This is a genomic window from Mesorhizobium sp. 2RAF21 (assembly GCF_052115345.1).
In the GTDB taxonomy this organism is placed as follows: domain Bacteria; phylum Pseudomonadota; class Alphaproteobacteria; order Rhizobiales; family Rhizobiaceae; genus Mesorhizobium; species Mesorhizobium terrae.
In genome coordinates, this window is sequence record NZ_JBFRGM010000006.1 from 111,957 (window position 1) to 136,455 (window position 24,499).

General features: G+C 63.5%; 29 protein-coding genes and 1 pseudogene. 16 read left to right on the top strand and 14 right to left on the bottom strand.

All coding sequences use genetic code 11. The features are described from left to right. Positions 1-4: 4 nt before the first annotated feature. The 3 genes from trxA (at position 5) to AB4136_RS11550 (ending at position 1,576) form a co-directional block, all read left to right on the top strand. Positions 5-328, top strand: coding sequence for a thioredoxin (trxA, locus tag AB4136_RS11540; RefSeq protein ID WP_024924257.1), 324 nt, complete (start codon positions 5-7; stop codon positions 326-328). Between the two features lie 130 nt (positions 329-458). Then, complete coding sequence (locus AB4136_RS11545; RefSeq protein WP_024924256.1) at positions 459-740, top strand: cupin domain-containing protein; 282 nt, start codon at positions 459-461, stop codon at positions 738-740. 59 nt (positions 741-799) lie between these two features. Continuing rightward, complete coding sequence (locus AB4136_RS11550; RefSeq protein ID WP_024924255.1) at positions 800-1,576, top strand: sulfite exporter TauE/SafE family protein; 777 nt, start codon at positions 800-802, stop codon at positions 1,574-1,576. 12 nt (positions 1,577-1,588) lie between these two features. On the opposite strand, the gene AB4136_RS11555 is transcribed toward AB4136_RS11550, so the two are convergent. The 7 genes from AB4136_RS11555 to AB4136_RS11585 form a co-directional block, all read right to left on the bottom strand. Beyond that, a complete protein-coding gene (locus AB4136_RS11555) occupies positions 1,589-2,920 on the bottom strand; it encodes a bifunctional folylpolyglutamate synthase/dihydrofolate synthase (protein ID WP_024924254.1) in 1,332 nt (443 codons plus the stop codon). Between the two features lie 41 nt (positions 2,921-2,961). After that, positions 2,962-3,885 (bottom strand): acetyl-CoA carboxylase, carboxyltransferase subunit beta, encoded by a 924-nt coding sequence (gene accD / locus AB4136_RS11560; protein WP_024924253.1) that lies wholly within the window; start codon positions 3,883-3,885, stop codon positions 2,962-2,964. A 47-nt stretch (positions 3,886-3,932) separates the two neighbouring features. Next, the gene (gene trpA / locus AB4136_RS11565; RefSeq protein ID WP_024924252.1) at positions 3,933-4,772 is read right to left on the bottom strand and encodes a tryptophan synthase subunit alpha; all 840 of its coding nucleotides are present in this window, start codon (positions 4,770-4,772) and stop codon (positions 3,933-3,935) included. 94 nt (positions 4,773-4,866) lie between these two features. Then, the gene (locus AB4136_RS11570; protein WP_024924251.1) at positions 4,867-5,112 is read right to left on the bottom strand and encodes a hypothetical protein; all 246 of its coding nucleotides are present in this window, start codon (positions 5,110-5,112) and stop codon (positions 4,867-4,869) included. Continuing rightward, positions 5,109-5,948 (bottom strand): glycosyltransferase family 2 protein, encoded by an 840-nt coding sequence (locus AB4136_RS11575; protein ID WP_024924250.1) that lies wholly within the window; start codon positions 5,946-5,948, stop codon positions 5,109-5,111. Before AB4136_RS11575 ends, AB4136_RS11570 begins: the two co-directional genes overlap by 4 nt. Before the next feature lies 1 nt (position 5,949). Continuing rightward, positions 5,950-7,200 (bottom strand): tryptophan synthase subunit beta, encoded by a 1,251-nt coding sequence (trpB, locus tag AB4136_RS11580; RefSeq protein WP_024924249.1) that lies wholly within the window; start codon positions 7,198-7,200, stop codon positions 5,950-5,952. 27 nt (positions 7,201-7,227) lie between these two features. Next, entirely contained in the window at positions 7,228-7,887 is a 660-nt protein-coding gene (locus AB4136_RS11585; protein ID WP_137900307.1) for a phosphoribosylanthranilate isomerase, read from the bottom strand. Between the two features lie 104 nt (positions 7,888-7,991). On the opposite strand from AB4136_RS11585, the gene AB4136_RS11590 reads away from it, so the two are divergent. Then, entirely contained in the window at positions 7,992-8,210 is a 219-nt protein-coding gene (locus AB4136_RS11590) for a hypothetical protein (protein ID WP_024924247.1), read from the top strand. Between the two features lie 136 nt (positions 8,211-8,346). On the opposite strand, the gene AB4136_RS11595 is transcribed toward AB4136_RS11590, so the two are convergent. The 6 genes from AB4136_RS11595 to AB4136_RS11620 form a co-directional block, all read right to left on the bottom strand. Continuing rightward, positions 8,347-8,622, bottom strand: coding sequence for a GCG_CRPN prefix-to-repeats domain-containing protein (locus tag AB4136_RS11595; RefSeq protein WP_081766879.1), 276 nt, complete (start codon positions 8,620-8,622; stop codon positions 8,347-8,349). Between the two features lie 118 nt (positions 8,623-8,740). Continuing rightward, positions 8,741-8,917, bottom strand: a complete 177-nt coding sequence (locus AB4136_RS11600; protein WP_161773087.1) for a hypothetical protein — start codon at positions 8,915-8,917, stop codon at positions 8,741-8,743. 171 nt (positions 8,918-9,088) lie between these two features. Then, positions 9,089-9,847: a M48 family metallopeptidase gene (locus AB4136_RS11605; protein WP_024924245.1), complete on the bottom strand. Its 759-nt coding sequence runs from the start codon at positions 9,845-9,847 to the stop codon at positions 9,089-9,091. A gap of 94 nt (positions 9,848-9,941) precedes the next feature. Next, positions 9,942-10,406 (bottom strand): DUF2852 domain-containing protein, encoded by a 465-nt coding sequence (locus tag AB4136_RS11610; protein ID WP_024924244.1) that lies wholly within the window; start codon positions 10,404-10,406, stop codon positions 9,942-9,944. A gap of 190 nt (positions 10,407-10,596) precedes the next feature. Further along, positions 10,597-11,760 carry a benzoate/H(+) symporter BenE family transporter gene (locus AB4136_RS11615; RefSeq protein ID WP_024924243.1) on the bottom strand — a complete coding sequence of 388 codons (1,164 nt, stop codon included), beginning with the start codon at positions 11,758-11,760 and terminating at the stop codon, positions 10,597-10,599. Next, the gene (locus AB4136_RS11620) at positions 11,760-12,530 is read right to left on the bottom strand and encodes an alpha/beta hydrolase (RefSeq protein ID WP_024924242.1); all 771 of its coding nucleotides are present in this window, start codon (positions 12,528-12,530) and stop codon (positions 11,760-11,762) included. Before AB4136_RS11620 ends, AB4136_RS11615 begins: the two co-directional genes overlap by 1 nt. Before the next feature lie 229 nt (positions 12,531-12,759). Between AB4136_RS11620 and infC the strand changes: the two genes are divergently transcribed. The 10 genes and pseudogenes from infC (at position 12,760) to AB4136_RS11670 (ending at position 21,776) form a co-directional block, all read left to right on the top strand. Next, positions 12,760-13,296, top strand: a complete 537-nt coding sequence (gene infC, locus AB4136_RS11625) for a translation initiation factor IF-3 (protein ID WP_081766874.1) — start codon at positions 12,760-12,762, stop codon at positions 13,294-13,296. A gap of 129 nt (positions 13,297-13,425) precedes the next feature. Next, positions 13,426-14,067, top strand: a complete 642-nt coding sequence (locus tag AB4136_RS11630) for a methyltransferase family protein (RefSeq protein ID WP_024924240.1) — start codon at positions 13,426-13,428, stop codon at positions 14,065-14,067. Between the two features lie 170 nt (positions 14,068-14,237). Then, positions 14,238-14,441, top strand: coding sequence for a 50S ribosomal protein L35 (gene rpmI / locus AB4136_RS11635; protein WP_024924239.1), 204 nt, complete (start codon positions 14,238-14,240; stop codon positions 14,439-14,441). Between the two features lie 33 nt (positions 14,442-14,474). Then, positions 14,475-14,876, top strand: a complete 402-nt coding sequence (gene rplT, locus AB4136_RS11640; RefSeq protein ID WP_024924238.1) for a 50S ribosomal protein L20 — start codon at positions 14,475-14,477, stop codon at positions 14,874-14,876. Positions 14,877-14,987: 111 nt separating this feature from the next. Further along, complete coding sequence (pheS, locus tag AB4136_RS11645; RefSeq protein ID WP_081766873.1) at positions 14,988-16,127, top strand: phenylalanine--tRNA ligase subunit alpha; 1,140 nt, start codon at positions 14,988-14,990, stop codon at positions 16,125-16,127. Next, entirely contained in the window at positions 16,124-16,555 is a 432-nt protein-coding gene (locus tag AB4136_RS11650) for an ASCH domain-containing protein (RefSeq protein WP_024924236.1), read from the top strand. Before pheS ends, AB4136_RS11650 begins: the two co-directional genes overlap by 4 nt. After that, positions 16,552-18,957 carry a phenylalanine--tRNA ligase subunit beta gene (gene pheT, locus AB4136_RS11655; RefSeq protein WP_137900306.1) on the top strand — a complete coding sequence of 802 codons (2,406 nt, stop codon included), beginning with the start codon at positions 16,552-16,554 and terminating at the stop codon, positions 18,955-18,957. The genes AB4136_RS11650 and pheT overlap by 4 nt, the downstream gene beginning before the upstream one ends. 14 nt (positions 18,958-18,971) lie before the next feature. After that, the gene (locus AB4136_RS11660) at positions 18,972-19,814 is read left to right on the top strand and encodes an aldo/keto reductase (RefSeq protein WP_024924234.1); all 843 of its coding nucleotides are present in this window, start codon (positions 18,972-18,974) and stop codon (positions 19,812-19,814) included. A gap of 244 nt (positions 19,815-20,058) precedes the next feature. Continuing rightward, on the top strand, positions 20,059-21,066 hold the full coding sequence (locus AB4136_RS11665) for a Tim44 domain-containing protein (RefSeq protein ID WP_024924233.1): 1,008 nt from the start codon (positions 20,059-20,061) through the stop codon (positions 21,064-21,066). 106 nt (positions 21,067-21,172) lie between these two features. Then, positions 21,173-21,776 (top strand): annotated as a pseudogene (locus tag AB4136_RS11670) (nucleotidyltransferase family protein). 68 nt (positions 21,777-21,844) lie between these two features. On the opposite strand, the gene AB4136_RS11675 reads toward AB4136_RS11670, so the two are convergent. Beyond that, on the bottom strand, positions 21,845-22,840 hold the full coding sequence (locus AB4136_RS11675) for an aldo/keto reductase (protein WP_024924231.1): 996 nt from the start codon (positions 22,838-22,840) through the stop codon (positions 21,845-21,847). A 96-nt stretch (positions 22,841-22,936) separates the two neighbouring features. Here AB4136_RS11675 and AB4136_RS11680 point away from each other — a divergent pair, with 96 nt between their 5' ends. Together AB4136_RS11680 and AB4136_RS11685 are read left to right on the top strand one after the other, a co-directional pair. Continuing rightward, positions 22,937-23,827 (top strand): LysR family transcriptional regulator, encoded by an 891-nt coding sequence (locus AB4136_RS11680; RefSeq protein ID WP_024924230.1) that lies wholly within the window; start codon positions 22,937-22,939, stop codon positions 23,825-23,827. Positions 23,828-23,871: 44 nt separating this feature from the next. Next, positions 23,872-24,459, top strand: coding sequence for a cytochrome b (locus tag AB4136_RS11685; protein ID WP_024924229.1), 588 nt, complete (start codon positions 23,872-23,874; stop codon positions 24,457-24,459). The last annotated feature ends 40 nt before the right edge of the window (positions 24,460-24,499 follow it).

A 24,499-nucleotide genomic window follows, 5' to 3' on the forward strand; every position in this document is an offset into this window, starting at 1 on the left:
GGCTATGGCCACCGTCAAGGTCGACAACAACAATTTCCGCGCAGACGTGCTTGAGGCCAATGTGCCCGTCGTGGTCGATTTCTGGGCTGAGTGGTGTGGTCCCTGCAAGATGATCGCCCCGGCGCTTGAGGATATCGCTTCCGAGCTCGGCGCGAAGGTGAAGGTCGCCAAGCTCAACATCGACGAGAATCCTGAACTGGCCGCGCAATTCGGCGTGCGCTCGATCCCGACGCTGATGATCTTCAAGGGTGGCGAAGTGGCCGATATCAAGGTTGGCGCAGCCCCCAAGACCGCGCTGTCGCACTGGATCAACGGCGCCGTCGCCTGATCTTTCGATACATTTTGGATAACAGGAGCCCGGCCTTGCGCCGGGCTTTTTGTTTGCCCTCACCGAACCTTGCTGCTGGCCCTCGCGCATCGGCGGCGCATGGCTTTCCCTTCTGTTGGAGGAGAAAATCATGACCGGAACCGCCAAGGCCACTGTCTTCATCGACAACGACCGCGTCGTCGTCACGGAATACCGTTTCGCGCCCGGCGCCAATACGGGTTGGCACCGCCACGGCCACGACTATGTTGTAGTGCCGCTGATGGATGGGCGCGTGAAACTGTTGACCAAGGATGGCGAAGGATTTGCGGAGATGAAGAAGGGTGTGCCCTATTTCCGCAACGAGGGCGTCGAGCATGACGTCGTCAACGCCAATGACGGCGAATACGCCTTCATCGAGATCGAGCTGAAATAGACAATGCCCCCGATTTGCATTGAGATCGAGCCGGCCTCGCCGGCGGGCGGTTGAGCGGCATGGGCTTCGAGCAGCTCGCGGCCTTTGCCGGCATCGCCGCCGTTGCGGCCTATGTCCAGACGTTGACCGGCTTCGCCTTCGGTCTGGTGATGATGGGCGTGATCGCACTCGCCGGTCTGCTGCCGCTGCCGGACGCCGCAGCCATGGTAGGCATGCTGACCCTCGTCAACGCCGTGCAGATGCTGGCCCATGGCGGCTGGCGCGAGGTCGCGCGCCGCGAATTGCGGCTCATCCTGATGGCCAGCCTGCCGTCGCTTCTGGTCGGATATGTCCTGCTGGAATGGCTGGCGGACACGCGGGTCGACGCATTGAAGCTCGGCCTTGGCGCGGTCATCATGCTGTCCAGCCTGCAGCTCGCCATGCGGCCCGCCGGTCTGGCGCGACGGTCGTCGGATGCGAGCTTTGTCGGTTTCGGCATCGTCTCCGGGCTGATGGGCGGGCTATTTTCCACCGGCGGCCCACCGCTGGTCTACCATCTCTTTCGCCAGCCATTGCCGCCTGAACGGGTGCGCGAGACACTGGTGGCCGCCTTCGGCGCCGCGCAGATCGTGCGGCTCGGCATGGTCGCCGCAAGCGGCAACCTGCCATCTGCCTCGGCCGTCGCCCTCGTTTGTGCCGTGCCGGCAGTGATGATCATGACCTATGCGGCGCGGCGTTGGCCGCCACCGCTGTCGCGGCAGACCATGCGCCGGCTCGTCTTCGTCCTGCTGTTTCTGTCAGGCCTGTCGCTGGCACTGCCGGCCGCCGCGCACCTTCTTGTCGCGGCGCAGCTTTAACCCGCGGCGGGTTCAGATCGGCGGCGTGCCGTTCTCGGCCAGCACCGCGCCGGCAAGATAGAGTGAGCCGCCGATCAGGATGCGTGGCGGCGCCTCCCTCTCGTCCCAGGTATCGCGCAGTAGCATCAGCGCATTGGCGACGGAACTGACGGGCTCGGCCGACAATCCGGCCTCCGCCGCCCGTGCCGCCAGCTCGTCGTTCGGCACGCCGGAATCGCTCATCGAGACCGGCACCGTGTAGACATGCCTGGTCAGGCCCTTGAACGCACTGAAATAACCGCTCTGGTCCTTGGTGTTGATCATGCCGGAGATCATGAACAGTGGTCGCGGGTTTTTCTCTTCCTGTTCGGCCAGGGCCTCGGCGATCACCGTGCCGGCACCGGGATTGTGCCCGCCATCCAGCCAGATTTCGGCACCGCGCGGCGCCAGTTCCATCAGGCGGCCCTGGGTCAGCTTCTGCATGCGGCCGGGCCAGGACACATTGGTCATCGCCTTGTCGGCATCGCGCTCGCTAATGTCGAAGCCGGCGGCCTTGACGGCGGCGATGGCGGCCGCGGCATTGGCGAACTGGTGACGGCCGGGCAGGCGTGGCGGCGATAGATCCATGAGACCATCGCTGTCCTGGTAGACCATGCGGCCGTTCTCGGCGAAGGCGAGGAAATCCTGGCCGTAGACGGTGAGTGGTGCGCGCAGCCGTTCCGCCGTCTCGATCAGAACCAGCTGGGCGGCTTCGAATTCCTGCGCACCGACCACGACCGGGCAGCCGCGCTTGATGATGCCGGCCTTTTCCGCCGCGATCAGCTCGACCCGGTCGCCGAGATAGGCTTCGTGGTCGAGCGACACCGGCATGATCACCGAAACCGCCGGCCGCTTGATGACATTGGTGGCGTCGAAACGTCCGCCGAGCCCAACCTCGAGGATCACCGCATCGGCCGGATGTTCGGCAAACAGGAGGAAGCCAACGGCGGTCAGGATCTCGAAGACGGTGATCGTCTCGCCGCCATTGGCCTCGGCGACGCGGGCGATGGTCTCGGCGAAGACCTTGTCGTCGACCAGTCTGCCACCGCCTTCGGCGCCGAGCCGGTAACGCTCATGCCAGTTCACCAGATGCGGCGAGGTGTGGACATGCACGCGATAGCCTGCGGCTTCGAGCAGCGCGCGCGAGAAGGCCGCGCAGGAGCCCTTGCCGTTGGTGCCGGCAATATGGATGACCGGCGGCAGCTTGTCCTGCGGATTGCCCAACCTTTCCAGAAGGCGCGTGACGCGGTCCAGCGAAAGGTCAAAACCTTTCGGATGCAGCGACATCAGATGCTCGATCTCGCGTTCGGCGGAAAGCGTGGTCATGCGGGAAGGCTCCGCTCTGCGCGTGGATCTGTCGGCGACGGCTATGCCTGAGGGCGTGCTTCCGGCTTGGCCACCACCGGTGGCAGGATTTCCGGCTCGGCCGCCTTTTGCTCGGCCGGCAGTTTGAGCAGCAGCCTGATCAGATTGGCGATGGTCTTCTTCATCTCCAGCCGCGAGACGACCATGTCGACCATGCCGTGCTGCATCAGATATTCGGAGCGCTGGAAACCCTCCGGCAGCTTCTCGCGGATGGTCTGTTCGATGACGCGCGGCCCGGCGAAACCGATCAGTGCGCCGGGTTCGGCGATATGCACGTCGCCCAGCATCGCATAGGAGGCGGTGACGCCGCCGGTGGTCGGATTGGTCAGCACGACGAAATAGGGCAGGCCGGCTTCCTTCAGCCGGTCCACGGCGACCGTGGTGCGCGGCAACTGCATCAGCGACAGGATGCCTTCCTGCATGCGCGCACCGCCGGAGGCCGCGAACAGGATCAGCGGCCGCTTGCGCTGCAACGCTATTTCGAAGGCGCGAATGATCGCCTCGCCGGCGGCCATGCCGAGCGATCCGCCCATGAAGGCGAAGTCCTGCACGGTGACGACCACCGGCAGGCCCTCGATGGTGCCCACGGCGTTGAGGATGGCATCCTCCATCCCCGTCTTGGTCTTCGCCTCCTTGAGGCGGTCGGTGTAGCGCTTCTCATCGCGGAACTTCAGCGGGTCGACGCCGACCTTGGGATTCTCGATGACCTCGTATTTGCCGTCGTCGAAGAAATACTTCAGCCGTTCCTTAGCCGAGATCTTCATGTGGTGGCCGGAGGACGGGATGACGAACTGATTGCCTTCCAGATCCTTGTGGAAGACCATCTCGCCGGTCTCCGGGTCTTTCACCCACAGGTTCTCCGGCACTTCCCGGCGGCCCAGCATCGAGTTGATCTTCGGGCGAACGAAGTTGGTGATCCAGTTCATCGCTTCGGCTCCTGTCCGCGCATCATGATCGGATTGAAATAGGAAAACTATTCGGCGGCAGCAAGGCGGGCGCGGCGCACGCCATGTGCCAGGCCTTCGACAAGCGTGGCCACGGCTTCGGCCGGGTCAGCGGTCTTTTCGCCCTTTGGCCCCAGCACATTGGCCACGGCGTTGACGATCGCCGTACCGACGACGACGCCGTCGGCGGAACCGCCGATGACCCGTGCCTGTTCGGCGGTCTTGACGCCGAAGCCGACGCAGACCGGCAGGTCGGTGTGGCCCTTGATCCGCCTCACGGCGGCCGCCACCTTGCCGGTATCGGCCAATGCCGAGCCGGTGATGCCGGTCATCGAGACGTAGTAGACGAAGCCGGAGGTGTTCTCGAGCACCTTGGGCAGCCGCTTGTCGTCGGTTGTCGGGGTGGCGAGGCGAATGAAATTGATGCCGGCCTTTAGCGCCGGAATGCACAGTTCCTCGTCCATCTCCGGCGGCAGGTCGACCACGATCAGCCCGTCGATGCCGGAGGCCTTGGCCTCGGCGAGGAAACGATCGACGCCATAGATGTAGATCGGGTTGTAGTAGCCCATCAAAACGATCGGCGTCTCATCGTCGCCCTTGCGGAACTCGGCCGCCATGCGCAGGGTCTTCGCCAGCGTCTGCCCGCCTTTCAGCGCGCGTAGCCCGGCCGCCTGGATGGCCGGACCATCGGCCATCGGATCAGAGAACGGCATGCCCAGTTCGATGACATCGCTGCCGGCCTTGGGCAGTGCCTTCATGATCGACAGGGAGGTCTCGTAGTCCGGGTCGCCGCCCATGAAATAGGTGACGAGTGCCGGCCGGCCCTCTTCCTTCAGTTTCGCCATGCGGCGGTCGATGCGGGTGGTCATGCCATGCCCTTCATTGTCCGATAAAGGTGTCTTGCGGTGCCGGCTGCTGCTGGATCGCGCCGCACTTCGTTTTTCAGCCGTCGAAACATCCACCTCATTCCGGATGTTCGCGGATTTCGATGGTCACATTGAAGGCGTAGAAGCCGTCGCGTGCGATGCGGCTGCGCGCCTGGTTCGGATCGAAGGCGATGCGCGGTTCACCATCGTCGGCCACGTTGGTGAGGAACTTGAGATTCTGGCTTTCACGCACGCCATTGGCGTTGTCGCGCAAGTCACCGGCTTCAACCGCGACATAGTGATGGCGGTTTTGCCTGGAATGATAGATCTCGAAGGTGCTCATATCGCCACCATACCCATCACTATGCCCATTATCTTGGTGATCGTGCGCCCATCCCTGTCGCCACGGCCATGTGCCTGGCGGGCGTGCTCATATTTCAGATAGGTGTAACGCGCCGCATAACGCGCGCAATGAAAACCGGCGCGTCCGTCGAGCACGAGGCGTTTCATGAAATACCATTTGCAGAAGGCGGAAACAGCGCGGACGGCGGCATTTGTGCGGGATGGTACCGGCTTGTTCCAGCCGAGCACTGTGTCGGCGTGAAGCGAGGAGTAGAAGGCCAGCTTCTTGTTGAATTCCGCCTTGGTTGGAAAGGTGAAATGGCTGAGTGGCCTGTCGAGCACCACCGGATCGTCGGAATTGGACGGCGATTCATGCACGATGGAAGAGTTGCAGAAATCGCTTTTGCGGCGGTCAAGCAGGCGAATTGGGTAGTCAGGACTGTTGACGGGATAGAGCCCACGCACCTTGCGCCCCATCACATACCATTCCCGACGGAAGGCATAGACGTGACCGGGAAAACCTTGTCGCTTCACCTGGAGCACAGCATCGACCAGTGCATCGCTCATGACTTCGTCGCTGTCGACGAACAGAACGTGGTCATGACTGCACAGGTCTTGCGCGGCCTGTCTCTGCGCCGCGAAGTTATCGAACGCCCTGCGCTCGACACGGCAGCCATAGACGCGGGCGATCTCCAGCGTGGCGTCGCTGCTGCCCGAATCGAGCACGACGATCTCGTCGGCAACACGGTAAACCGGCGCCAGCACCTCGGCCAGCATGCGGCCGCTATTCCTGGTCAGCACATAGGCCGATAGTTTCGGAGCCGAAGACGAACTCACCTCAAATCTCCATGCCCATCATGTTTGCGACGGTGTGCACGTCCTTGTCGCCGCGTCCGGAGAGGTTGACGATGACGATCTTGTCCTTGGCCATATTGGGCGCGATCTTGACCGCGTGGGCGATGGCATGGGCCGATTCCAGCGCCGGGATGATGCCCTCGACCTTGGTGGTCAGCTGGAATGCCGCAAGCGCCTCGTCGTCGAGGATCGGCTCGTATTCGACGCGGCCGCTGTCGCGCAGCCAGCTGTGTTCCGGGCCGACGCCCGGATAATCGAGACCGGCCGAGATCGAATGACCGTCGAGGATCTGCCCGTCCTCGTTCTGCAGCAGATAGGTGCGGTTGCCGTGCAGCACGCCCGGTCTGCCGGCGTTCATCGAGGCGCAGTGCTCGACACCGTCCAGCCCACGTCCGCCGGCCTCGATGCCGATGATGCGTACCTCTTTGTCGTCGAGGAAGGGGTGGAACAGGCCGATGGCGTTGGAACCGCCGCCGACGGCGGCGATGATGACATCGGGAAGCCGGCCTTCCTGCTCCAGCATCTGCGCGCGCGCTTCCGTGCCGATCACCGACTGGAAGTCGCGGACCAGCTCAGGATAGGGATGCGGGCCGGCCGCCGTGCCGATCAAATAATAGGTGTCCTCGACATTGGTCACCCAGTCGCGCAGCGCCTCATTCATGGCGTCCTTCAGCGTGCCATGGCCGGAATGCACCGGCCGCACCTCGGCGCCCAGCAGCTTCATGCGAAACACGTTCGGCTTCTGCCGCTCGACGTCGGTGGCGCCCATATAGACCACGCAAGGATAGCCGAAGCGCGCCGCCACCGTGGCGGACGCCACGCCATGCTGGCCGGCGCCGGTTTCGGCGATGATGCGCTTCTTGCCCATGCGCTTGGCGAGCAGGATCTGGCCGAGACAGTTGTTGATCTTGTGCGAGCCGGTGTGGTTCAGGTCCTCGCGCTTGAAATAGATCTTGGCGCCGCCCCCGAGGCCCTTTGCCGCGGAAATGTCGCGAAGATGCCGGGTCAGGCCTTCGGCGAAATAGAGCTTGGACGGCCGCCCGGCATAGAAGGTCGACAGCGCCGAGAGCTCCGCCTTGAACGCCGGATCGTTCTTGGCGTGGTTCCAGTGCTGCTCGAGGTCGAGGATCAGCGGCATCAGCGTCTCGGCAACGAAACGGCCGCCGAAAATGCCGAACATGCCCTGCTCATCAGGGCCGGTACGGAAGGAATTTGGCATCGCCGGCTTGTTCATTGCCGCTCTCCCGGATTTGTGTCGGCGTCAGGCTGCGCGGTTCTTGCGCGCTGCCCGCACGGCCGCAAAAAATTCTGCGATCAGCCGGACATCCTTGACGCCCGGAGCACTTTCAACGCCGGATGAAATGTCCAGTCCGGGCGGGTTGGCAATCGCCATCGCCTCGCCGACATTGCCAGCGTTGAGCCCTCCCGAAAGCATGTAATCCAGATCGGCGTCAAGGCCGCTCAGGATACGCCAGTCGAAGGTCACGCCATTGCCGCCCGGCAGATCGGATCCCTTGGGCGGCTTGGCGTCGAGCAGGAAGCGGTCGGCGATGCCGCGATAGGGCGCCATTGCCGTGAGATCGTCGGCGGCGCGCAGCGACAAGGCCTTCATCACCGGCAGTTGGTAGCGTGCCTTCACCTCGGTCACGCGCTCGGGGCTTTCCGCGCCGTGCAGTTGCAGCATATCGGGCGCCATCGCCGTCACGATCTCATCGAGGAATGCGTCGTCTGCATCGACCGTCACCGCCACGGCCGCGGCGCGGCCGCGGGCCGCCGCGCGCAGGCGTCCGGCGTCATTTGGGTGTATGTAGCGCGGGCTCTTGGCAAAGAAGATGAAGCCGACATGGCTGGCGCCGTTGTCGAGCGCGGCGGCCAGCGCCTCGTCGGTCTTCAGACCGCATATCTTGATGTCGAGTGCCATGGCCGGCAAGTGACACGAAAAGCCGGCAAAGTCGAGGAAAAGCGGAGATTTGCCGTGGCGAAGAAAGGGGATACCCTAGCCGGCGGACAGAGAGGAGCTTCGTCATGGCCGAGCAAGACGTTGCGGAACTGAAGCAGAAGATTGCGCAGGCGCGTGAGGTCATAGCGCACCTGATCGAAAAGGCGGCCTTCAATGGCGCCGAGGCGCACCGCGCGCTCGATTATTTCGGCAGCAATGCTTTCGAGAGGAACTTCCTGCCCTGGCCGCGCCATGACGACGAGGGACTGCGGCCTGACCAACTGAATGCCGCCAACGACGATTGAACGCCTTTGTCCCGTTGCTGCCGCAGCTTCGCTTGATTTTGTTCCGCCTGGCGACGGTTTCGACGAGCTCCGAGGTTTTCAAGGCACCGAGGCCGGGTCACAACCCGGCCTAAGTACGTTCTGCGGGGTTCTCGCTTCAGCGGCGATACCAGCCCATCCGGGGATGATACCAACCCCAGCCCGGCCGATACCAGCCATAGGGGTAGACGATCACCGGCCGGTTGTAGACGTAAGCGGGACGGTTGGGCACGCAGCGGCCCCATGGGTTGGGATGCCATCCCATCCCGCAACCCCATGCAACACTCTGGACGAGCGGGGCGGGCGCTTGCGGCGCGATCGGCGTTGCGGAAGCCGTACCGGCAACAAACAGCGTTGCGCCGGCGAGCATTGCAGGCAGAAGTCTGGTGGACATGTCGATCTCCATCACATCCACCCCCGGAGCCTGACGATGCGCTTTGCTGCATTAACGCAGCATGAACAGCTTACGTTGGGGAAAGTGAGGCTGTTGCTGTCCGCCGGTCATCAAGCAGCTAGCGGCTGGCGTAGCGCGTGACGGTGCTCAGGAAGAACCCGATGGTGAGGAAGAGCAGCACCAGATGGATCCATGACAGCTGCCCCGAGACGATGTCGATCCCCACCGCGACCAGCAGCAGCACCAGAGCGATGCAGCTTGCGACGAGAGCGATTTCCAAGCGATTGATCTTCATGGACTTCACACCGGCAAGGGCCATATCGGCTGGATAGCACCGACGATATGAAGCTGAAGATGTGACCGCGGCGGAGCAATGGCGGACATCATCACATTTTCGGCATTGCCGCTCGGGCCGGCTGCGCCGGCCGAGCCTGTGGTTTGGCTCGTCATCGAGCCGTGACCGTACCTAGTCGAACTGGATCGCCTGCAAAGCGGCGCCGTTCTTCTTCAGCCAGGCCTTGCAGCGCTCCGTGTCCGGGCAGAGTTCCTCGCACAGCTTCCAGAATTTCGGGCCGTGGTTCATCTCCTTGAGATGCGCCACCTCGTGCGCCACCAGGTAATTGATCACCGGTGCCGGCGCCATCATGATGCGCCATGAAAAGGAAAGGCTGCCGTCGGCCGTGCATGATCCCCACCGGCTCGACGTATCCTTGAAGCGGATGTTCTTGGCCCGACGACCGATTGCGCCGGTGTGCTTGATCACCAGCGCTTCGATGTCGCGCTTGGCCTCGCGCTTCAGGAAGTCGGCGATACGCCGCGGCAGATGCAGCCGGTCGCCATGCACCACCAGCGTAGGGCCGGTCTCGTCCGCGCCCAACACCACCGTGCCGCGTTTGCCGGGCTCGTGCACGATCAGGTGCGGGACGCCGTGCAATGGAATCTTGATGCCGGGCCTGACCTGTGGCCGTTCCGGCACCTTGGACAGCCTCTGTTCCAGCCAACCCTGGTGGCGGTCGAGGAATTTCTCCACCTCGCCACGGCGCAGGCCTGGCGGCACGGTGATGCGCAGGCTCTGCCCGCCGGCATCGATCCTGAGCGTCAGGCGCCGCGCCCGCTCATTCTCGACGATGCGCAAAGGCAGCGTGCGGCCGGCCACATGATGTTCGCGCTCCTCTATCGGAGACGGCGTCGGCTTGGTCAGATTGCGGAAGAAGGCGAAAGACATGGCCGGAAGATAATTGATTCGAGCGCTCGCAGAACAAAAAAGAAACGGCGTCGCTCGGGGCGACGCCGCTTGGTTTTCCAGGCGATGGGCCGGCTCAGTCGTCGAGCAGGTTGGTACCCTTGCCCTTGGCGGGCTTCGTGGTGGTGGTCGGCGTGGTCGGCTTGTTGCGGGCGGCCATGAAGCGGTCGAACTCTTCCTGGTCCTTGGCGCGGCGAAGCTCTCGCGCATAGTCGTCGAACTCGGCCAAAGCCTCATCGAGCTTGCGGCGCTCTTCGGCCAAGCGTTCCAGTTCCTTGTCGCGCCAGTCGTCAAAGGCGACGTTGCCGGTGCGGGCGGAGCTGTGACCCCAGCGATGGGCCTTGTCGGCACCACGGCGGCAGCCGGCGAAGATGCCGTCAGTAGCCTTGTTGACATCGCGTTTGAAGCCGTCGAGCCGGTCGCCCCAGATGATGTAGGCGAGCATGGCGAGGCCCAGCGGCCAGAACACCACGAAGCCCAGAACCATCAGTGCGATGGTTGCCGGCGTCCAGGCCGGGCGGATCAGTGCAGTCGTGTTCATTTCTCCCGTTCCTTCGGTTGGAGGCAGCCGCATCCGGCTGCTGCATTTCGAAATGGGAGTGGCGGGCAGTCCGTTCAAGAATGGGTGGGTGGGAACCGGACAAGTATCTGTAAAGCCTCAAGCCTTTCTGCGTTGCGGCCAAGCCGGCAATGCCGAAACGCGGCTTTTGTTTGGCTTTTAGCCGCGTTTATTATCGAACCGTTCGTCCCGCCGCCGCACGTTTGAGATAGTCGAGCGTGACAACGACGAGCCCGGCCACCAGTCCCCAGAATGCCGCTCCTATCCCGAACAGGGTCAGCCCCGAGGCGGTAACGACGAAGGCCGTGGTGGCGGCCATGCGGTCGTGTTCGTCCTTCAGCGAAATGGTCAGCGCGTTGGTCAGCGGCCCCATCAGCGCAAGTCCGGCCACCAGCACGATTAGGCTTTGCGGCAGCACGGCGAAGATGGCGACCAGCGAAGCCCCGAAAATGGCGAAGACGACATATGCGAGCGCATAGAAAGGTCCGGTTTTCCAGCGTTCCGCCGGGTCGGGATGAACGTCCGGTCCAGTACAGATGGCCGCCGAGATCGCAGCCAGGTTGGAGGTCGAGGCGCCGAATGGCGCCAGGATCACCGAGACCAGACCGGTGAATGAGATCAGCGGGCCGGGTTCCGGATCGTAGCCGGCGGCGCGCAGCACGGCGAGGCCGGAAAGGTTCTGTGAGGCCATGGTGACAAGGTAGAGCGGCAAGGCGAGCCCGATCGCCGCCTGAGCGGTGAAGACGGGCGCAATCAACGTCAAGGTCGATAGTTCCGGCGTCGGCAGGCCGCCGACGCGACCGGTGAGGAAGGCGGCAAGTCCGCCGCCGATCAGCACGGCCAACACCGACAGAGCCGGGTTCCACAGGCGGATCAAGAAGAAAGCGGCGATTAGCGGCAACACCAGCCACGGGTCGACGGGAATGGTCTTGACCGCATTGAGCGCGAAGCTGACCAGAATGCCGGCCAGCATGCCCGAAGCCACCGAAGCGGGGATTTTCGAGATCAGCCGGGTCAGCGGCTTGAACAGGCCGGTCAGCACCAGCAACGCACCGGCGATGAGGAATGCACCGACCGCCTCGCCCATCGAGAAGCCGTTGGAGGCGGCGATCAGCGCTGCGCCCGGCGTCGACCAGGCGCTGATGATGGGCATCTTCGTGCGCCACGACAGCCACAGGCTCTCCACCGCCATGGCAATGCAAAGAGCTGTAACCCAGCTGGCTGTCTGCAATTGCGTGGCGCCAACCGCATTGGCCGCCGCGATGATGATGGCCAGCGTCCCGCCGAAACCGACAATGGCTGCGACGAAAGCCGAAATGGGGATGGAGATACGCATCAGGCGGCTCGTTCGATCAGCGCTTCGACCGCGCGCACCAAAAGGTCCAGGTCCTGCGGCCGCGACAGCCGGTGATCGCCCTCGGGCACCAGCGACAGGGTCACATCGTCGGCGGGCAGTTGGCTGACCAGCTTCAGCGCATGGGCATGGGGAACATCAGGATCGGCCAGCCCCTGGATGATATGGACCGGGCAGTGCGTGTCGATCGGGCCGGTCATGACGAGATTGTAGCGGCCGTCCTCGATCAGCGCGCGCGTGTAGATATAGGGCTGGTCGGAATAGTCCGACGGTTCGGCGAAGAAACCCTTTTCGATCAGGTCGCGGCGCTGCCCGTCGGTCAGTGCCGGTTCGATCAGTTCGGCGGTGAAGTCTGGCGCCGGCGCCAGAAGCACCAATCCGGCAATGCGATCTTCGCCGGCCTTGCGCAGTTCCTGCACCATGCGCAGCGCGATCCACGCCCCCATCGACGAACCGACCAGGATTTGCTTGCCCTCGGTGAAGCGCCTGAACACGGCCAGGCTCTGGCTAAGCCATGTCGAGATGGTGCCGTCGGCGAAATCGCCGCCGGACTCGCCATGGCCGGAATAGTCGTGGCGCAGAAAGGCGTGACCGCTGCCGGAGGCCCAATTGGCCAGCGCCTCCGCCTTCGTGCCCAGCATGTCCGACTTGTAGCCACCGAGCCAAACCACGCCCGGCGCCTTGCCCGACTGATGGCGCACGGCAATGCGTACGCCGTCGACGTCGAGGAATTCGGGAGCGGACGGCTGCATGGCTGGGTTCCTGTGGGCTGCGTTTTTTGGCATGGCTGAAGCGATGCGAAAAGGGCCCGCTTTGTTCTTCGCTTGGATCAGAAAGCAACAGCAGCGCAGAATTGCCTGAACAGGTGATTTGTTGTCGCGCCTATGCTATTGACTCGCGCCGCGCGCTCACCACATTGACGCGCCACAGCAAAACCGGACTGAATTTTTAGAACGCTAACGGCTCGAGGAGACCACGACCATTCGCAGACCTTTCAAAGCAGCGGCGCCGACGAAGGATGGCCCGCGCGCAAATCGGGACATCCGCGTCCCCCGCGTCCAGCTTATCGACGCAGAAGGCAAGAACCGCGGCGACGTTTCCATCAACGAGGCATTGCAGCTGGCTGAGGAGGCTGGGCTGGATCTGGTCGAGATCTCGCCGAACGCTATCCCGCCCGTCACCAAGATCCTCGACCTCGGCAAGTTGAAATACGCCAACCAGAAGAAGGCGGCCGAAGCTCGCAAGAACCAGCGCGTCATCGAGATCAAGGAGATCAAGATGCGCCCCAACATCGACAGCCACGACTACGACGTGAAGATGCGCGCGGTGCGCCGCTTCTTCGAGGAAGGCGACAAGGTCAAGCTGACGCTGCGCTTCCGTGGTCGCGAAATGGCCCATATGGAACTCGGCATGCAGCTTCTCAACAAGGTACGCGAGGAAGTCGCCACCATTGCCAAGGTCGAAGCCGAGCCGAAGCTCGAAGGCCGCCAGATGATGATGGTGCTGGCGCCGCGCTGATGGCGTAGCGGCCAGGTTCAAGTATATTAGCTAATCAGGGCGCTCCGGTCGGCGGAGCGCCTTTTTCCTGCCGTAACTGGGTGGTTTGTCGCCTCGGATCTCGGCACGCAGGGACGATCGGACCCTCACATGGACAATGAAATCCCGGACGCGGAAGCTAGGCGTGCGCTTGGCGTCTATCAGTCCATGCGCCGCCTCGTGCTTGCGGTCGTCATTGTCCTGATGTTCGTCACGCTTTTGTTCGGGCAGGCGACTTTCCCGCCCGCAACCTTCGTGCACGAATTTCTCGAGATGATCGGCGTGCTTCTCATCTTCCTTGGTATCGTCGGCCGGTTATGGGCGACGCTCTACATCGGCGGGCGCAAGTCGGACAGTGTCGTCACCGGCGGCCCCTATTCGATCACCCGCAACCCGCTCTATGTCTTTTCGACCATGGCTGCGGTCGGTGTCGGCGCGCAGATGGGTTCGATCGTCGTCACGGTCGCCTTCGGCGTTGTCTGTGCGGCGGCGTTTCATCTCGTCATCCTGCGTGAGGAGAAATTCCTCAAGAAAGCGCTTGGCGAGCCCTACAAGGCCTATCTGGACCGCGTGCCGCGTTTCATCCCGAACTTCTCGCTCTACCAGGAGGGGGACACCGGTTCGTTCAAGCCGCGCCTGCTGCTCAACACCCTTTTGGATGGATTGGTCTTCCTAGTTGCGTTGCCGTTCTTCGAGGTCATCGATTCCGCGCAGGCCTCGGGAACCGTGCCGGTTCTCTTCCATTTGCCTTGATGTCGCGGCTTGGCGGGGATTGCGCGACCGGCGTCTTTGCAGTATAGGGCCGCGTTCCAGAAAAACCGCCCGGCAGGGCATGCCGTGGCGGTTTCATTTGCTTTCCAGGCTTTGGTCGGCCCGGGAACAACAACAAGAGGTGCTTCAAGCCCTCGCAAAGGAGTAGCAAAATGCCCAAGATGAAGACCAAATCCGCTGCCAAGAAGCGGTTCAAGATCACGGCGACCGGCAAGGTCAAGTCGGCTGCGGCCGGCAAGCGCCATGGCATGATCAAGCGCAGCAACAAGTTCATTCGCGATGCCCGCGGCACGATGGTTCTGGCTGAACCGGATGGCAAGAAGGTCATCAAGAATTTTCTGCCGAACGGCCTCTGAGCCCGGCTGCGCCCCAATTAAGGAGATCATGACATGGCACGCGTAAAAAGAGGCGTCACCGCTCACGCCAAGCACAAGAAGGTCCTGAAAGCCGCCAAGGGTTTCTACGGCCGTCGCAAGAACACCATCCGTATCGCCAAGCAGGCGGTCGAGAAGTCGCTGCAGTACGCCTATCGCGACCGCAAGGCTCGCAAGCGCAATTTCCGCGCTCTCTGGGTGCAGCGTATCAACGCCGCTGTCCGCGAGCACGGCCTGACCTATGGCCGCTTCATCGACGGCCTCAACAAGGCTGGCATCGAGATCGACCGCAAGGTCCTGTCCGACATGGCCATCCACGAGCCGCAGGCTTTCGCCGTACTCGTCGGCAAGGCCAAGGTTGCTCTTGAGTACCTCAAGAACACCACCCCGAATGCTTTTGAAAGCGCTGTTGCTTAACCAGCGCCTTCCCAAGCATCACTGACTTGATTTGGGAAACCCGCGCTGGCACGGCTGGCGCGGGTTTTTCTTTTGTCGCGCTCAAAGCAACAACTATGGCTATCCGGTAGCATGAAATCGCTACCGCCTGGTCCCGATCGAAAGAGTCTCATTGTGAACGCCACCGCTGGAAATCTTGAAGTTCTGGAGAGCGCGCTGCTGGCCGAGATCGCCGCCGCCGACGACGAGCAGGCGATCGAGGCCGTGCGCGTCGCCGCGCTCGGCAAGAAGGGTTCCGTCTCGGAGCTTCTGAAGACGCTGGGCGCCATGACTGCCGAGGAGCGGCAGACGAAGGGTCCGGCGATCAACGGCCTGAAGAACCGGGTCTCCGAGGCGCTCGGCGAGCGCAAGGCCGAGCTGAAGAACGCGGCCGTGGCCGCCCGCCTCGTCGCCGAGACGGTCGACGTTACACTGCCCGTGCGCCAGTCGCCGGCCGAGCGCGGCCGCATCCATCCCATCAGCCAGGTTATCGACGAGATTGCCGCCATCTTCGGCGACATGGGCTTTTCCATCGCCGAAGGTCCGGACATCGAGACCGACCACTATAATTTCACCGCGCTCAATTTCCCGGCCGGCCATCCGGCGCGCGAAATGCACGACACCTTTTTCCTGCAGGCGGCCGAGGGCAACGAGGCCAAGCTCCTGCGCACGCACACTTCCCCGGTGCAGATCCACACCATGGAGGCGCAGAAGCCGCCGATCCGCATCGTCATCCCGGGCAAGACCTACCGTATGGATTCGGACGCCACCCACACGCCGATGTTCCATCAGCTCGAAGGGCTGGTCATTGATCGCACGGCCAATGTCGCCAACATGCGCTGGGTGCTGGAAGAGTTCTGCAAGGCCTTCTTCGAAGTGCCGAGCCTGAAGATGCGCTTCCGCCCATCCTTCTTCCCGTTCACCGAGCCGAGCCTCGAGGTCGACATTCAGTGCGACCGCTCCAGGCCGGGCGAAGTGCGCTTCGGCGAAGGCAACGACTGGATGGAGATCCTCGGCTGCGGCATGGTCCATCCCAATGTGTTGCGCGCCGGCGGGCTCGATCCCGACGAATATCAGGGCTTTGCCTGGGGCATGGGCATCGATCGCATCGCCATGCTGAAATATGGCATGCCGGACCTGCGCGCCTTCTTCGATGCGGATGTGCGCTGGCTGTCGCATTACGGCTTCCGCCCGCTCGACATGCCGACGCTGTTCGGTGGCCTCAGCGCATGATTGCGGTCGCCGATGCTTATGCCAATGCCGTGACCTTCGCCTTCGGCGACAGTCCGGAACTGAAGGACGAGCTGCTGGCGCTGGTGCTGGCGGGCCGCAAGACCGCGACCTGCGGCGCGCTGCGCGACTTCGGCGATCACGAACCGGTGCCTGAGGTCGGGCGCCGCGACGTCGTGCTGGACGGCCAGGGCCGCCGGGCGGCCGTCATCGAGACCGTGTCGGTGGAGTTCAGGCGCTTCGACGAAGTTGACGCCGCCTTCGCAGCGGCCGAGGGCGAAGGCGATCTGTCCTATGATTATTGGCGGCAGGCCCACGAGGCTTATTTCGCCCGCAATGGCGGCTTTTCGCCCGACATGATTTTGGTTTGCGAGCGGTTCCGGCTGGTGGAAACGCTCGACCGCAACGACACGAAACGAGTGAACTCATGAAATTCACCCTCTCCTGGCTCAAGGATCATCTCGAAACCGACGCCACGCTGGCCGACATCGTCGAGCGGCTGACCTCGATCGGCCTCGAGGTCGAGGCGGTCGACGACAAGGCGGGATTGAAGCCCTTTGTCATCGCCAAGGTGCTGACGGCCGCGAAACACCCCGATGCCGACAAGCTGCAGGTACTGACCGTCGACACCGGCGCCGGCGCCCCCGTTCAGGTCGTATGCGGTGCGCCCAATGCGCGTGCCGGCCTGATCGGTGCCTTTGCCGCGCCCGGCACCTATGTGCCCGGCATCGATGTCACCTTGTCGGTCGGCAAGATCCGCGGCGTCGAGAGCCACGGCATGATGTGTTCCGAGCGCGAGCTCGAACTGTCGGACGAGCACAACGGCATCATCGACCTGCCGGCCGATGCGCCGGTCGGCACGTCCTTCGCCGCCTACGCGCATCTCGACGATCCGGTCATCGAGATCAACCTGACGCCGAACCATCCCGAAGCGACTGGCGTCTACGGAATCGCGCGCGATCTGGCCGCCTCCGGCCTGGGCAAGTTGAAAACCGCGCCGGTCGAACCGGTTGCCGGCAAGGGCGAAACTCCCGTCACGGTCAGGATCGAAGCGCCAGAGCTTTGCCCTGGCTTCGCGCTGCGTCTGGTGCGCGGCGTCAAGAACGGCCCGTCGCCGAAATGGCTGCAGCAGCGGCTGATCGCGATCGGTCTGAGGCCGATCAACGCGCTGGTGGATGTCACCAACTACATCACTTTCGACCGCGGTCGGCCCCTGCATGTCTACGACCTCAAGAAAGTCACCGGCAATCTGGTGGTGCGAAGGGCGAAGGACGGCGAGAAAGTTTTGGCGCTCAACGAGCGCGAATACACACTGACGCCGGACATGTGCGTCATCGCCGACGACAAGGGCGCCGATTCCATTGCCGGGGTCATGGGCGGCGAGCATACAGGCAGCGACGAAAACACCACCGACGTGCTGATCGAATCGGCGCTGTGGGACCCGATCGCCACAGCTCGCACCGGCCGCGAACTCGGTATCATCACCGATGCGCGCTACCGTTTCGAGCGCGGCGTCGACCCCGAATTCATGGTGCCTGGCCTCGATCTCGCGACGAGAATGGTGCTCGATCTTTGCGACGGTGAGCCGGCAGCGACCGAGGTGGTCGGTTATGCGGGACATCAGCCGAAGGTCGTCTCCTTCCCGATCTCCGAGGTGAAGCGCCTGACCGGCATCGACGTGCCGAAGGCCGAAAGCCTCGATATCCTCACCCGTCTCGGCTTTGGCGTGAAGGGTGATGGCGATGTGGTTGACGTCACCGTGCCGTCCTGGCGTCCGGATGTCGACGGCAAGGCCGACCTGGTCGAGGAGGTCATGCGCATCCATGGTGTCGACGAGATCTTGCCGCAGCCGCTTTCCAGCCATGGTGTCGTCAACGGCAAGATATTGACCACGCTGCAGATCCGCACCCGCGCCGCCAAGCGTGCGCTGGCGGTGCGCGGCATGATGGAGGCCGTCACCTGGTCGTTCATCCCGGCCAGGCATGCCGAATTGTTCGGCGGCGGTCAGCCCAGCCTCAAACTGGCGAACCCTATCGCCGCCGACATGTCCGACATGCGGCCCTCGCTGCTGCCGGGTCTTGTAGCGGCAGCGCAGCGCAATGCCGACCGCGGCTTTGGCGACGTGGCGCTGTTCGAAGTCTCCGGCACCTATGAGGGCGACACCGCTGAAACCCAGCGCCGCGTTGCCGCCGGCGTGCGCCGCGGCACGGCGAAGCTTGATGGTTCAGGCCGCCACTGGGCCGGTAACGCTCAGGGCGTCGGCGTGTTCGACGCCAAGGCAGACGCCATCGCGGTGCTGGAAGCCTGCGGTGCACCAGTCGACCGGCTGCAGATCGAGACGGGTGCGCCGTCCTGGTATCATCCGGGTCGCTCCGGCGTCATCAAGCTCGGCCCCAAGGTGGTGCTCGGCCATTTCGGCGAGTTCCATCCAGGCACGTTGGAAGTGCTCGACGCCTCCGGCCCGCTCTGCGGCTTCGAAGTGTTCGTCGACGCCATCCCGGAGCCTAAGGCCAAGCCGACCCGCACCAAGCCGAAGCTGGAGCTTTCTGCCTTCCAGGCGGTAAAGCGCGACTTCGCCTTCGTCGTCGACAAGACGGTCGAGGCCGGCACGCTGACGCGCGCAGCACTGGCCGCCGACAAGAAGCTGATCACCGGCGTGTCCGTCTTCGACGTGTTCGAAGGGGCGGCGCTGGGCGCCGGCAAGAAGTCGATCGCCATCGAGGTCTCGATCCAGCCGGTGGAAAAGACGCTGACCGACGAGGATTTCGAAGCGCTCGCCAAGCGCGTCGTCGAAAACGTCGCCAAGCAGACCGGGGGCGTGCTGCGCACCTAAGCAAGGAGAAAAAGATGCCGGCGATCCGCACCACGCGCCTTCCCGCCGGCATCGATGTTCCAGTGCTGGGGCAAGGCACCTGGCATATGGGCGAGGATAAGCGCCGCCCTGCCGACGAAGTGGCGGCGCTACGGCTCGGCCTCGATCTCGGCCTGAGCCTGATCGACACGGCGGAAATGTATGCTTCGGGCGGTGCCGAAGAGGTGGTGCGCGAAGCGATCGCCGGCCGTCGCGATGAAGTCTTCCTGGTCTCCAAGGTGCTGCCGTCGAATGCCTCGCGCCAGCGCACCATTGCTGCCTGCGAGGCCAGCCTGAAGCGGCTCGGCACCGACCGTATCGATCTTTACCTGCTGCATTGGCGCGGCGGCGTGCCGCTGGCCGAAACGGTCGAGGCTTTCGAGACCCTCCAGGCTGCCGGCAAGATCGGCCATTGGGGCGTCAGCAATTTTGACACCGACGATATGCGCGAACTGGCCGGCGTGCCTAGCGGCGCCGGCGTGCAGACCAACCAGGTGCTCTACAATCTGGAAAGTCGCGGTATCGAGTTCGACCTTTTGTCGGCCTCGCAACGCGCGGGTATCCCAGTGATGGCCTATTCGCCGATCGGCCAGGGTGGGTTCGTGAGCGACGACAGGCTTGCCGCGATCGCAAGACGTCACGGCGTCAGCACCACGCAGGTGGCGCTGGCCTGGGTCCTGCGCCACGAGGGCGTCATCGCCATCCCGAAGGCGGTACGGCCGGAACATATCCGCGCCAATCGTGCCGCAGCCGACTTGCGATTGACCGCCGCCGACCTAGCGGAACTCGACGCCGTCTTCCCGCCGCCGCGCCGCAAGACGCCGCTGGAGATGATCTGAGGTCGAGTGCGTTTCTGGTGCTTGCCGGACAATCGCCGCTCTCGCGAATGGCTGGCTTCTGCCAAGGCGAGATTGTCGCGGCGATTTCTTCGCACGAGCTCTTGCAAACCGCATCGGCGGCTCCCACATCCCGAGCGCGGACCGGGCCCCTCTGACGTTTGCGCTATGCGCGATCGTGATGTCGGACCGCTTAACTGGGCCCGCTTAGCAAGTCACCGGAGCGGGTTGGTGGGAGAAGGACCCGATGATCTCTGGAAAGACCCGTGCCTTTGCACTCTTGGCCACGTTCGTGATGGCCTTCACCCTGGTATCCACTGATTTTGCCGATGCACGGCGCGGCGGCAGTTTTGGCAGCCGCGGCACGCGTACGTTCCAGTCGGCACCGGCCACGCGCACTGCGCCGAACCCGACCGCTCCGGTCGAGCGCAGCATGACGCCCAATACCGGGCCGACCGCGACCACCCGGCAGCCGCAGCCAGGAATGGTCCAGCAACAGCGCCCCGGCCTCTTCGGTGGTCTTGGCGGTTCGTTGATGCGCGGCATTCTGATCGGCGGCCTGTTCGGCGCGCTGCTGGGTTATGGTTTCGGCGGCATGGCCGGCGCGCTTGGCTTCATCGTGCAGCTTCTGCTGGTCGGCCTCTTGGTGATGCTGGCTCTGCGCTTCTTCCGTTCGCGTGCCGCGCCGGCAACGGCCGCGGGACCAGCCATCGGCGGCTCCGACCCGCGCGACGCGTTCGGACGCACCGCAAATCGCGACGCGCATGACGAGGCTCCGGCGGGCAACGGCCGGGCTGGCTCGTTCAGCATTCCAGGTTTTGGAACGCAGCCCGCAGCGCAGCCGCAGGACATCGAGCTGACCAAGGACGACCTCGACGTGTTCGAGCGCATGCTGGGTGAAGTCCAGACCGCCTTCGCAAAGGAGGACCATGCAGGATTGCGCCGGCTGACCACGCCGGAGATGGTCTCCTACTTCTCGGAGGAACTGGCCGAGAATGCCCAGCACGGGCAGCGCAACGATGTTACCGACGTGCATCTGGTTCAGGCCGACGTCGCCGAAGCTTGGCGCGAGGATGGTCAGGATTACGCCACGGCCGCCTTCCGTTATGAGTCCATCGACGTGATGCGTGATCGGACGACCGGCAAGGTGGTGAAGGGCGACGAGAAGCCAACCGAAACGACGGAGCTGTGGACCTTCACCCGCCCGCGCAACGGCGACTGGAAATTGTCCGCGATCCAGGAAGCATCCGCCTAGACCCCAATCCCGATAGTCCCTGCGGCCCGCGAAATCTCGCGGGCCGCAGCCTTTTCGATAGGGTAGCGCGTTGCCCGAAGCATCGAATCGCCGTCATGTCGGGCGCATGAACCATCTGCGTCATTCCGGCCTGCCCTTTGCCGAGCAGGTGGCCGCGCTGGACTTGATCTTGCGGGCCGATCCGATCGTGTGGGAAGCGCTTGAACGCGCACGCGATCTCGACCTGCCGGACGGGATGATCGTCTCCGGCGCCATCTACAATACGGTGTGGAACAGCTTGACCGGCCGGCCGGCCGGCTATGGCATCAAGGACATCGACCTCTTCTATTGCGATGGCTCCGATCTTTCCTATGACGCCGAGGATGTCATCATCCGCCGTGCGACTCGGCACTTCGCGGGCTTGCCGCTTCCGGTCGAGGTCCGCAATCAGGCCCGCGTGCATCTTTGGTATCCGGATCGTTTCGGCCGGACCTGCCCTGCTTATCGTTCGAGCGCTGAACCCCTCGACCATTTTGCGTCGCGAACACACTCGGTCGGCGTGCGGCTGACCTCGACCGCCACGCTCGCGGTAACGGCGCCCTTCGGTCTCGACGATATCTTTTCCTTCCGCATTGTGCCGAACCGCGTCACGGACAATCGCGAAACCCCGTGAGGCGAAGGGCAGGCGCGCCGTGGCATTGTGGCCCGAGCTCAGTGTCATGCCCTGGTGACGTCTTTGCACCCGGCATGAGAAAAAGGGCGCCGAAGCGCCCCTCTCATTTCCAAATTTCAGTTCTGCCTAGCCGTTGACCAGCGCGAAGCCCGCTTCCGTATAACGCTTGCCAATCACCTTGTCGGGCGACAGCGCATTGCCGATCTCGGCGACTTCGGTCTCGCTAAGCGCGATGCCCGCCGCAGCGGTATTCTGTTCCAGGTGACCGATTTTGCGCGCACCGGGGATCGGCACGATGAAGTCATCCTGGTGCAGCACCCATGCGAGTGCCAGCTGCGCGGCGGTGACGCCCTTTTCCGCCGCGAAACGCTCCAGCGTCGCCACCACCTTCGCGTTGGCATCCATGGCCTCCGGCTGGAAGCGCGGCAAGGTCAGGCGCCAGTCGTCATTGCCCAGTTCATCCGGCTTGCGGATCGCGCCGGTCAGCAGGCCGCGCCCGAGCGGGCTGTAGGGTACGAAGCCGATGCCGAGTTCGCGGCAGACATCGAGGACACCCTGCTCCGGATCGCGGCTCCACAGCGAATACTCGCTTTGCACGGCGGCGATCGGGTGCACGGCGTGCGCGCGCCGCAAGGTGGCGGCGCTCACTTCCGAAAGACCGAGCGCTCGCACCTTGCCTTCCTTCACCAGTTCCGCCATCGCGCCGACCGTGTCTTCGATCGGTACGTTGGGATCGACACGATGCTGGTAATAAAGGTCGATCACGTCGGTATCCAGCCGGCGCAGCGAAGCCTCGGCCACCGCCTTGGCATGTTCGGGACGGCTGTCAACGCCGGCGATGCGTTCGGCGCCCTTGCCGGTCTCGGAGATCTTGAAGCCGAACTTCGTGGCGATCTTCACCCTGTCGCGGACCGGCTTCAGCGCCTTGCCGAGCAGGATTTCATTTTCGTAGGGACCGTAGACCTCCGCCGTGTCGAAGAAGTCGACGCCGATGTCGACGGCACGGTGCAGTGTCGCGATGGCATCGGCTTCTTCCTGCCCGCCATAGGCAAAGCTCATGCCCATGCAGCCGAGGCCGACGGGAAAGACAGTCAATTCAGTTCCGAGTTTGCGCTTTTGCATCGCGGTTCTCCTTGTTGCGATGCGATGGAAATAGCGCCTTGCTAGGTGTTCGATAACGAGTGCATAATCGCACGATCTATTCTAAAGTTTAGAACAATGGATCGAACGCATTTCGCCCAGCTGGCCGTTCTGGCCGCCGTTGCCGACAAGGGCAGCTTTCGTGGCGCCGCCAGGGATCTGGCCATCGCGCCGTCAGCGGTGAGCCATGCGGTTTCCAGCCTGGAGGCCCGTCTCGGCGTGCGGCTGCTCGCGCGCAGCACACGCTCGGTCGCGCCTACCGAGGAAGGAGCCCGGTTGCTAGAGCGCCTGCGGCCGGCCCTTTCCGAAATCGATCTGGCGCTGGAGGCGGCCGTCGAGGTACGCGACCGGCCGGCCGGCAATTTGAGACTGACCGTGCCTCGAACCGCCTTGAAGCTGGTGCTGTCTCCCAAGCTTGCCGCCTTTACGCTGGCCTATCCCGATATCGTTCTCGACATTGCCATCGAGGACCGTTTCACCGACGTGGTCGAGGGTGGCTTCGATGCCGGCGTGCGTCTTGGCGAAAGCCTGCAGCAGGACATGGTCGCCGTGCGTATCGGTCCGCAAATCCGCAGTGCGGTCGTTGGCGCACCTTCCTATTTCGCGACGATGCCCAAACCGCGACACCCTCGCGACCTTTTGGAGCATCGTTGCATCCGCTTCCGGTTTTCCAGCGGCGTGCTCTATCGCTGGGAATTCGCCAGAGGCGGCGAGGAGATCGAACTGCCTGTGCAAGGGCCGTTGATCCTCGGTATCGACGATTCGATTGTCCAGGCGGCCGTCGACGGCGCCGGCCTTGCCTTCGTCTTCGAGGACTATGTCGAGGACACACTGGCATCCGGCGCGCTCGTGCGCGTCCTGGAAGACTGGTGCCCACCCTTCGACGGTTTCTACGTCTACTATCCAAGCCGCCGTCAGATGCGTCCGGCGCTCCGCGCTTTCGTCGACTTTTTTCGCTGGCGGGAGTAGCCTGCCTGGTGGAAGAACGGCGATGCGACGGTCGTTTGCAAGCCATGACGTCCTTAATCCGAAACACACCGACCCGTTACGGCTGGATCACGATCCTGCTGCACTGGACCGTTGGCGTGCTGTTCATCGCTCAGTTGGCGCTTGGGATCGTCATGACGAAATTGTCGAGCCAGCGTACCGCCTTCGAACTGATCCAGTTGCACAAATCGCTCGGGTTCCTGCTCCTCGGCGTTGTGGTGTTGCGGCTGGGTTGGCGGCTGACGAGTATGATGCCTGAACTGCCCGCCGGCACGGGGCGGCTCGAACGGCTAGTGGCACCGATCGCTCACTTCGCGCTTTACGCGCTGCAACTCGCCTTGCCCCTCACTGGCTGGGCGCTGGTCTCGGTCTCGGTGCTGGAAATTCCCAGCATGCCCTTCGGTCTGTTCGTCATGCCAAACCTGCCGTTCGGCTCCTCTGAGGCCGCCGAGAATTTCTGGACGGCGACGCATGCCTATCTCGCTTACGTCGGCATGGCGCTGATTGGGGTGCATGTCCTGGCCGCGCTGCATCACCATTTCTGGCGGCGGGATAGTGTTCTGGTCCGCATGATTTCGCCTTCACGCCGGTGTGATGGCCGCAAGTCGGAATAGGCGCCGGCGACGAGGCGTTGACATGTCGAATGCCGCCGGC

Bases quoted from the DNA above. Each gene is read 5' to 3' on its own strand.
- trxA (WP_024924257.1), top strand. From the start codon at position 5: ATGGCCACCGTCAAGGTCGACAACAACAATTTCCGCGCAGACGTGCTT.
- AB4136_RS11545 (WP_024924256.1), top strand. From the start codon at position 459: ATGACCGGAACCGCCAAGGCCACTGTCTTCATCGACAACGACCGCGTC.
- AB4136_RS11550 (WP_024924255.1), top strand. From the start codon at position 800: ATGGGCTTCGAGCAGCTCGCGGCCTTTGCCGGCATCGCCGCCGTTGCG.
- AB4136_RS11555 (WP_024924254.1), bottom strand. From the start codon at position 2,920: ATGACCACGCTTTCCGCCGAACGCGAGATCGAGCATCTGATGTCGCTG.
- accD (WP_024924253.1), bottom strand. From the start codon at position 3,885: ATGAACTGGATCACCAACTTCGTTCGCCCGAAGATCAACTCGATGCTG.
- trpA (WP_024924252.1), bottom strand. From the start codon at position 4,772: ATGACCACCCGCATCGACCGCCGCATGGCGAAACTGAAGGAAGAGGGC.
- AB4136_RS11570 (WP_024924251.1), bottom strand. From the start codon at position 5,112: ATGAGCACCTTCGAGATCTATCATTCCAGGCAAAACCGCCATCACTAT.
- trpB (WP_024924249.1), bottom strand. From the start codon at position 7,200: ATGAACAAGCCGGCGATGCCAAATTCCTTCCGTACCGGCCCTGATGAG.
- AB4136_RS11585 (WP_137900307.1), bottom strand. From the start codon at position 7,887: ATGGCACTCGACATCAAGATATGCGGTCTGAAGACCGACGAGGCGCTG.
- AB4136_RS11590 (WP_024924247.1), top strand. From the start codon at position 7,992: ATGGCCGAGCAAGACGTTGCGGAACTGAAGCAGAAGATTGCGCAGGCG.
- AB4136_RS11595 (WP_081766879.1), bottom strand. From the start codon at position 8,622: ATGTCCACCAGACTTCTGCCTGCAATGCTCGCCGGCGCAACGCTGTTT.
- AB4136_RS11600 (WP_161773087.1), bottom strand. From the start codon at position 8,917: ATGAAGATCAATCGCTTGGAAATCGCTCTCGTCGCAAGCTGCATCGCT.
- AB4136_RS11605 (WP_024924245.1), bottom strand. From the start codon at position 9,847: ATGTCTTTCGCCTTCTTCCGCAATCTGACCAAGCCGACGCCGTCTCCG.
- AB4136_RS11610 (WP_024924244.1), bottom strand. From the start codon at position 10,406: ATGAACACGACTGCACTGATCCGCCCGGCCTGGACGCCGGCAACCATC.
- AB4136_RS11615 (WP_024924243.1), bottom strand. From the start codon at position 11,760: ATGCGTATCTCCATCCCCATTTCGGCTTTCGTCGCAGCCATTGTCGGT.
- AB4136_RS11620 (WP_024924242.1), bottom strand. From the start codon at position 12,530: ATGCAGCCGTCCGCTCCCGAATTCCTCGACGTCGACGGCGTACGCATT.
- AB4136_RS11630 (WP_024924240.1), top strand. From the start codon at position 13,426: ATGGACAATGAAATCCCGGACGCGGAAGCTAGGCGTGCGCTTGGCGTC.
- rpmI (WP_024924239.1), top strand. From the start codon at position 14,238: ATGCCCAAGATGAAGACCAAATCCGCTGCCAAGAAGCGGTTCAAGATC.
- rplT (WP_024924238.1), top strand. From the start codon at position 14,475: ATGGCACGCGTAAAAAGAGGCGTCACCGCTCACGCCAAGCACAAGAAG.
- pheS (WP_081766873.1), top strand. From the start codon at position 14,988: ATGAAATCGCTACCGCCTGGTCCCGATCGAAAGAGTCTCATTGTGAAC.
- AB4136_RS11650 (WP_024924236.1), top strand. From the start codon at position 16,124: ATGATTGCGGTCGCCGATGCTTATGCCAATGCCGTGACCTTCGCCTTC.
- pheT (WP_137900306.1), top strand. From the start codon at position 16,552: ATGAAATTCACCCTCTCCTGGCTCAAGGATCATCTCGAAACCGACGCC.
- AB4136_RS11660 (WP_024924234.1), top strand. From the start codon at position 18,972: ATGCCGGCGATCCGCACCACGCGCCTTCCCGCCGGCATCGATGTTCCA.
- AB4136_RS11665 (WP_024924233.1), top strand. From the start codon at position 20,059: ATGATCTCTGGAAAGACCCGTGCCTTTGCACTCTTGGCCACGTTCGTG.
- AB4136_RS11675 (WP_024924231.1), bottom strand. From the start codon at position 22,840: ATGCAAAAGCGCAAACTCGGAACTGAATTGACTGTCTTTCCCGTCGGC.
- AB4136_RS11680 (WP_024924230.1), top strand. From the start codon at position 22,937: ATGGATCGAACGCATTTCGCCCAGCTGGCCGTTCTGGCCGCCGTTGCC.
- AB4136_RS11685 (WP_024924229.1), top strand. From the start codon at position 23,872: ATGACGTCCTTAATCCGAAACACACCGACCCGTTACGGCTGGATCACG.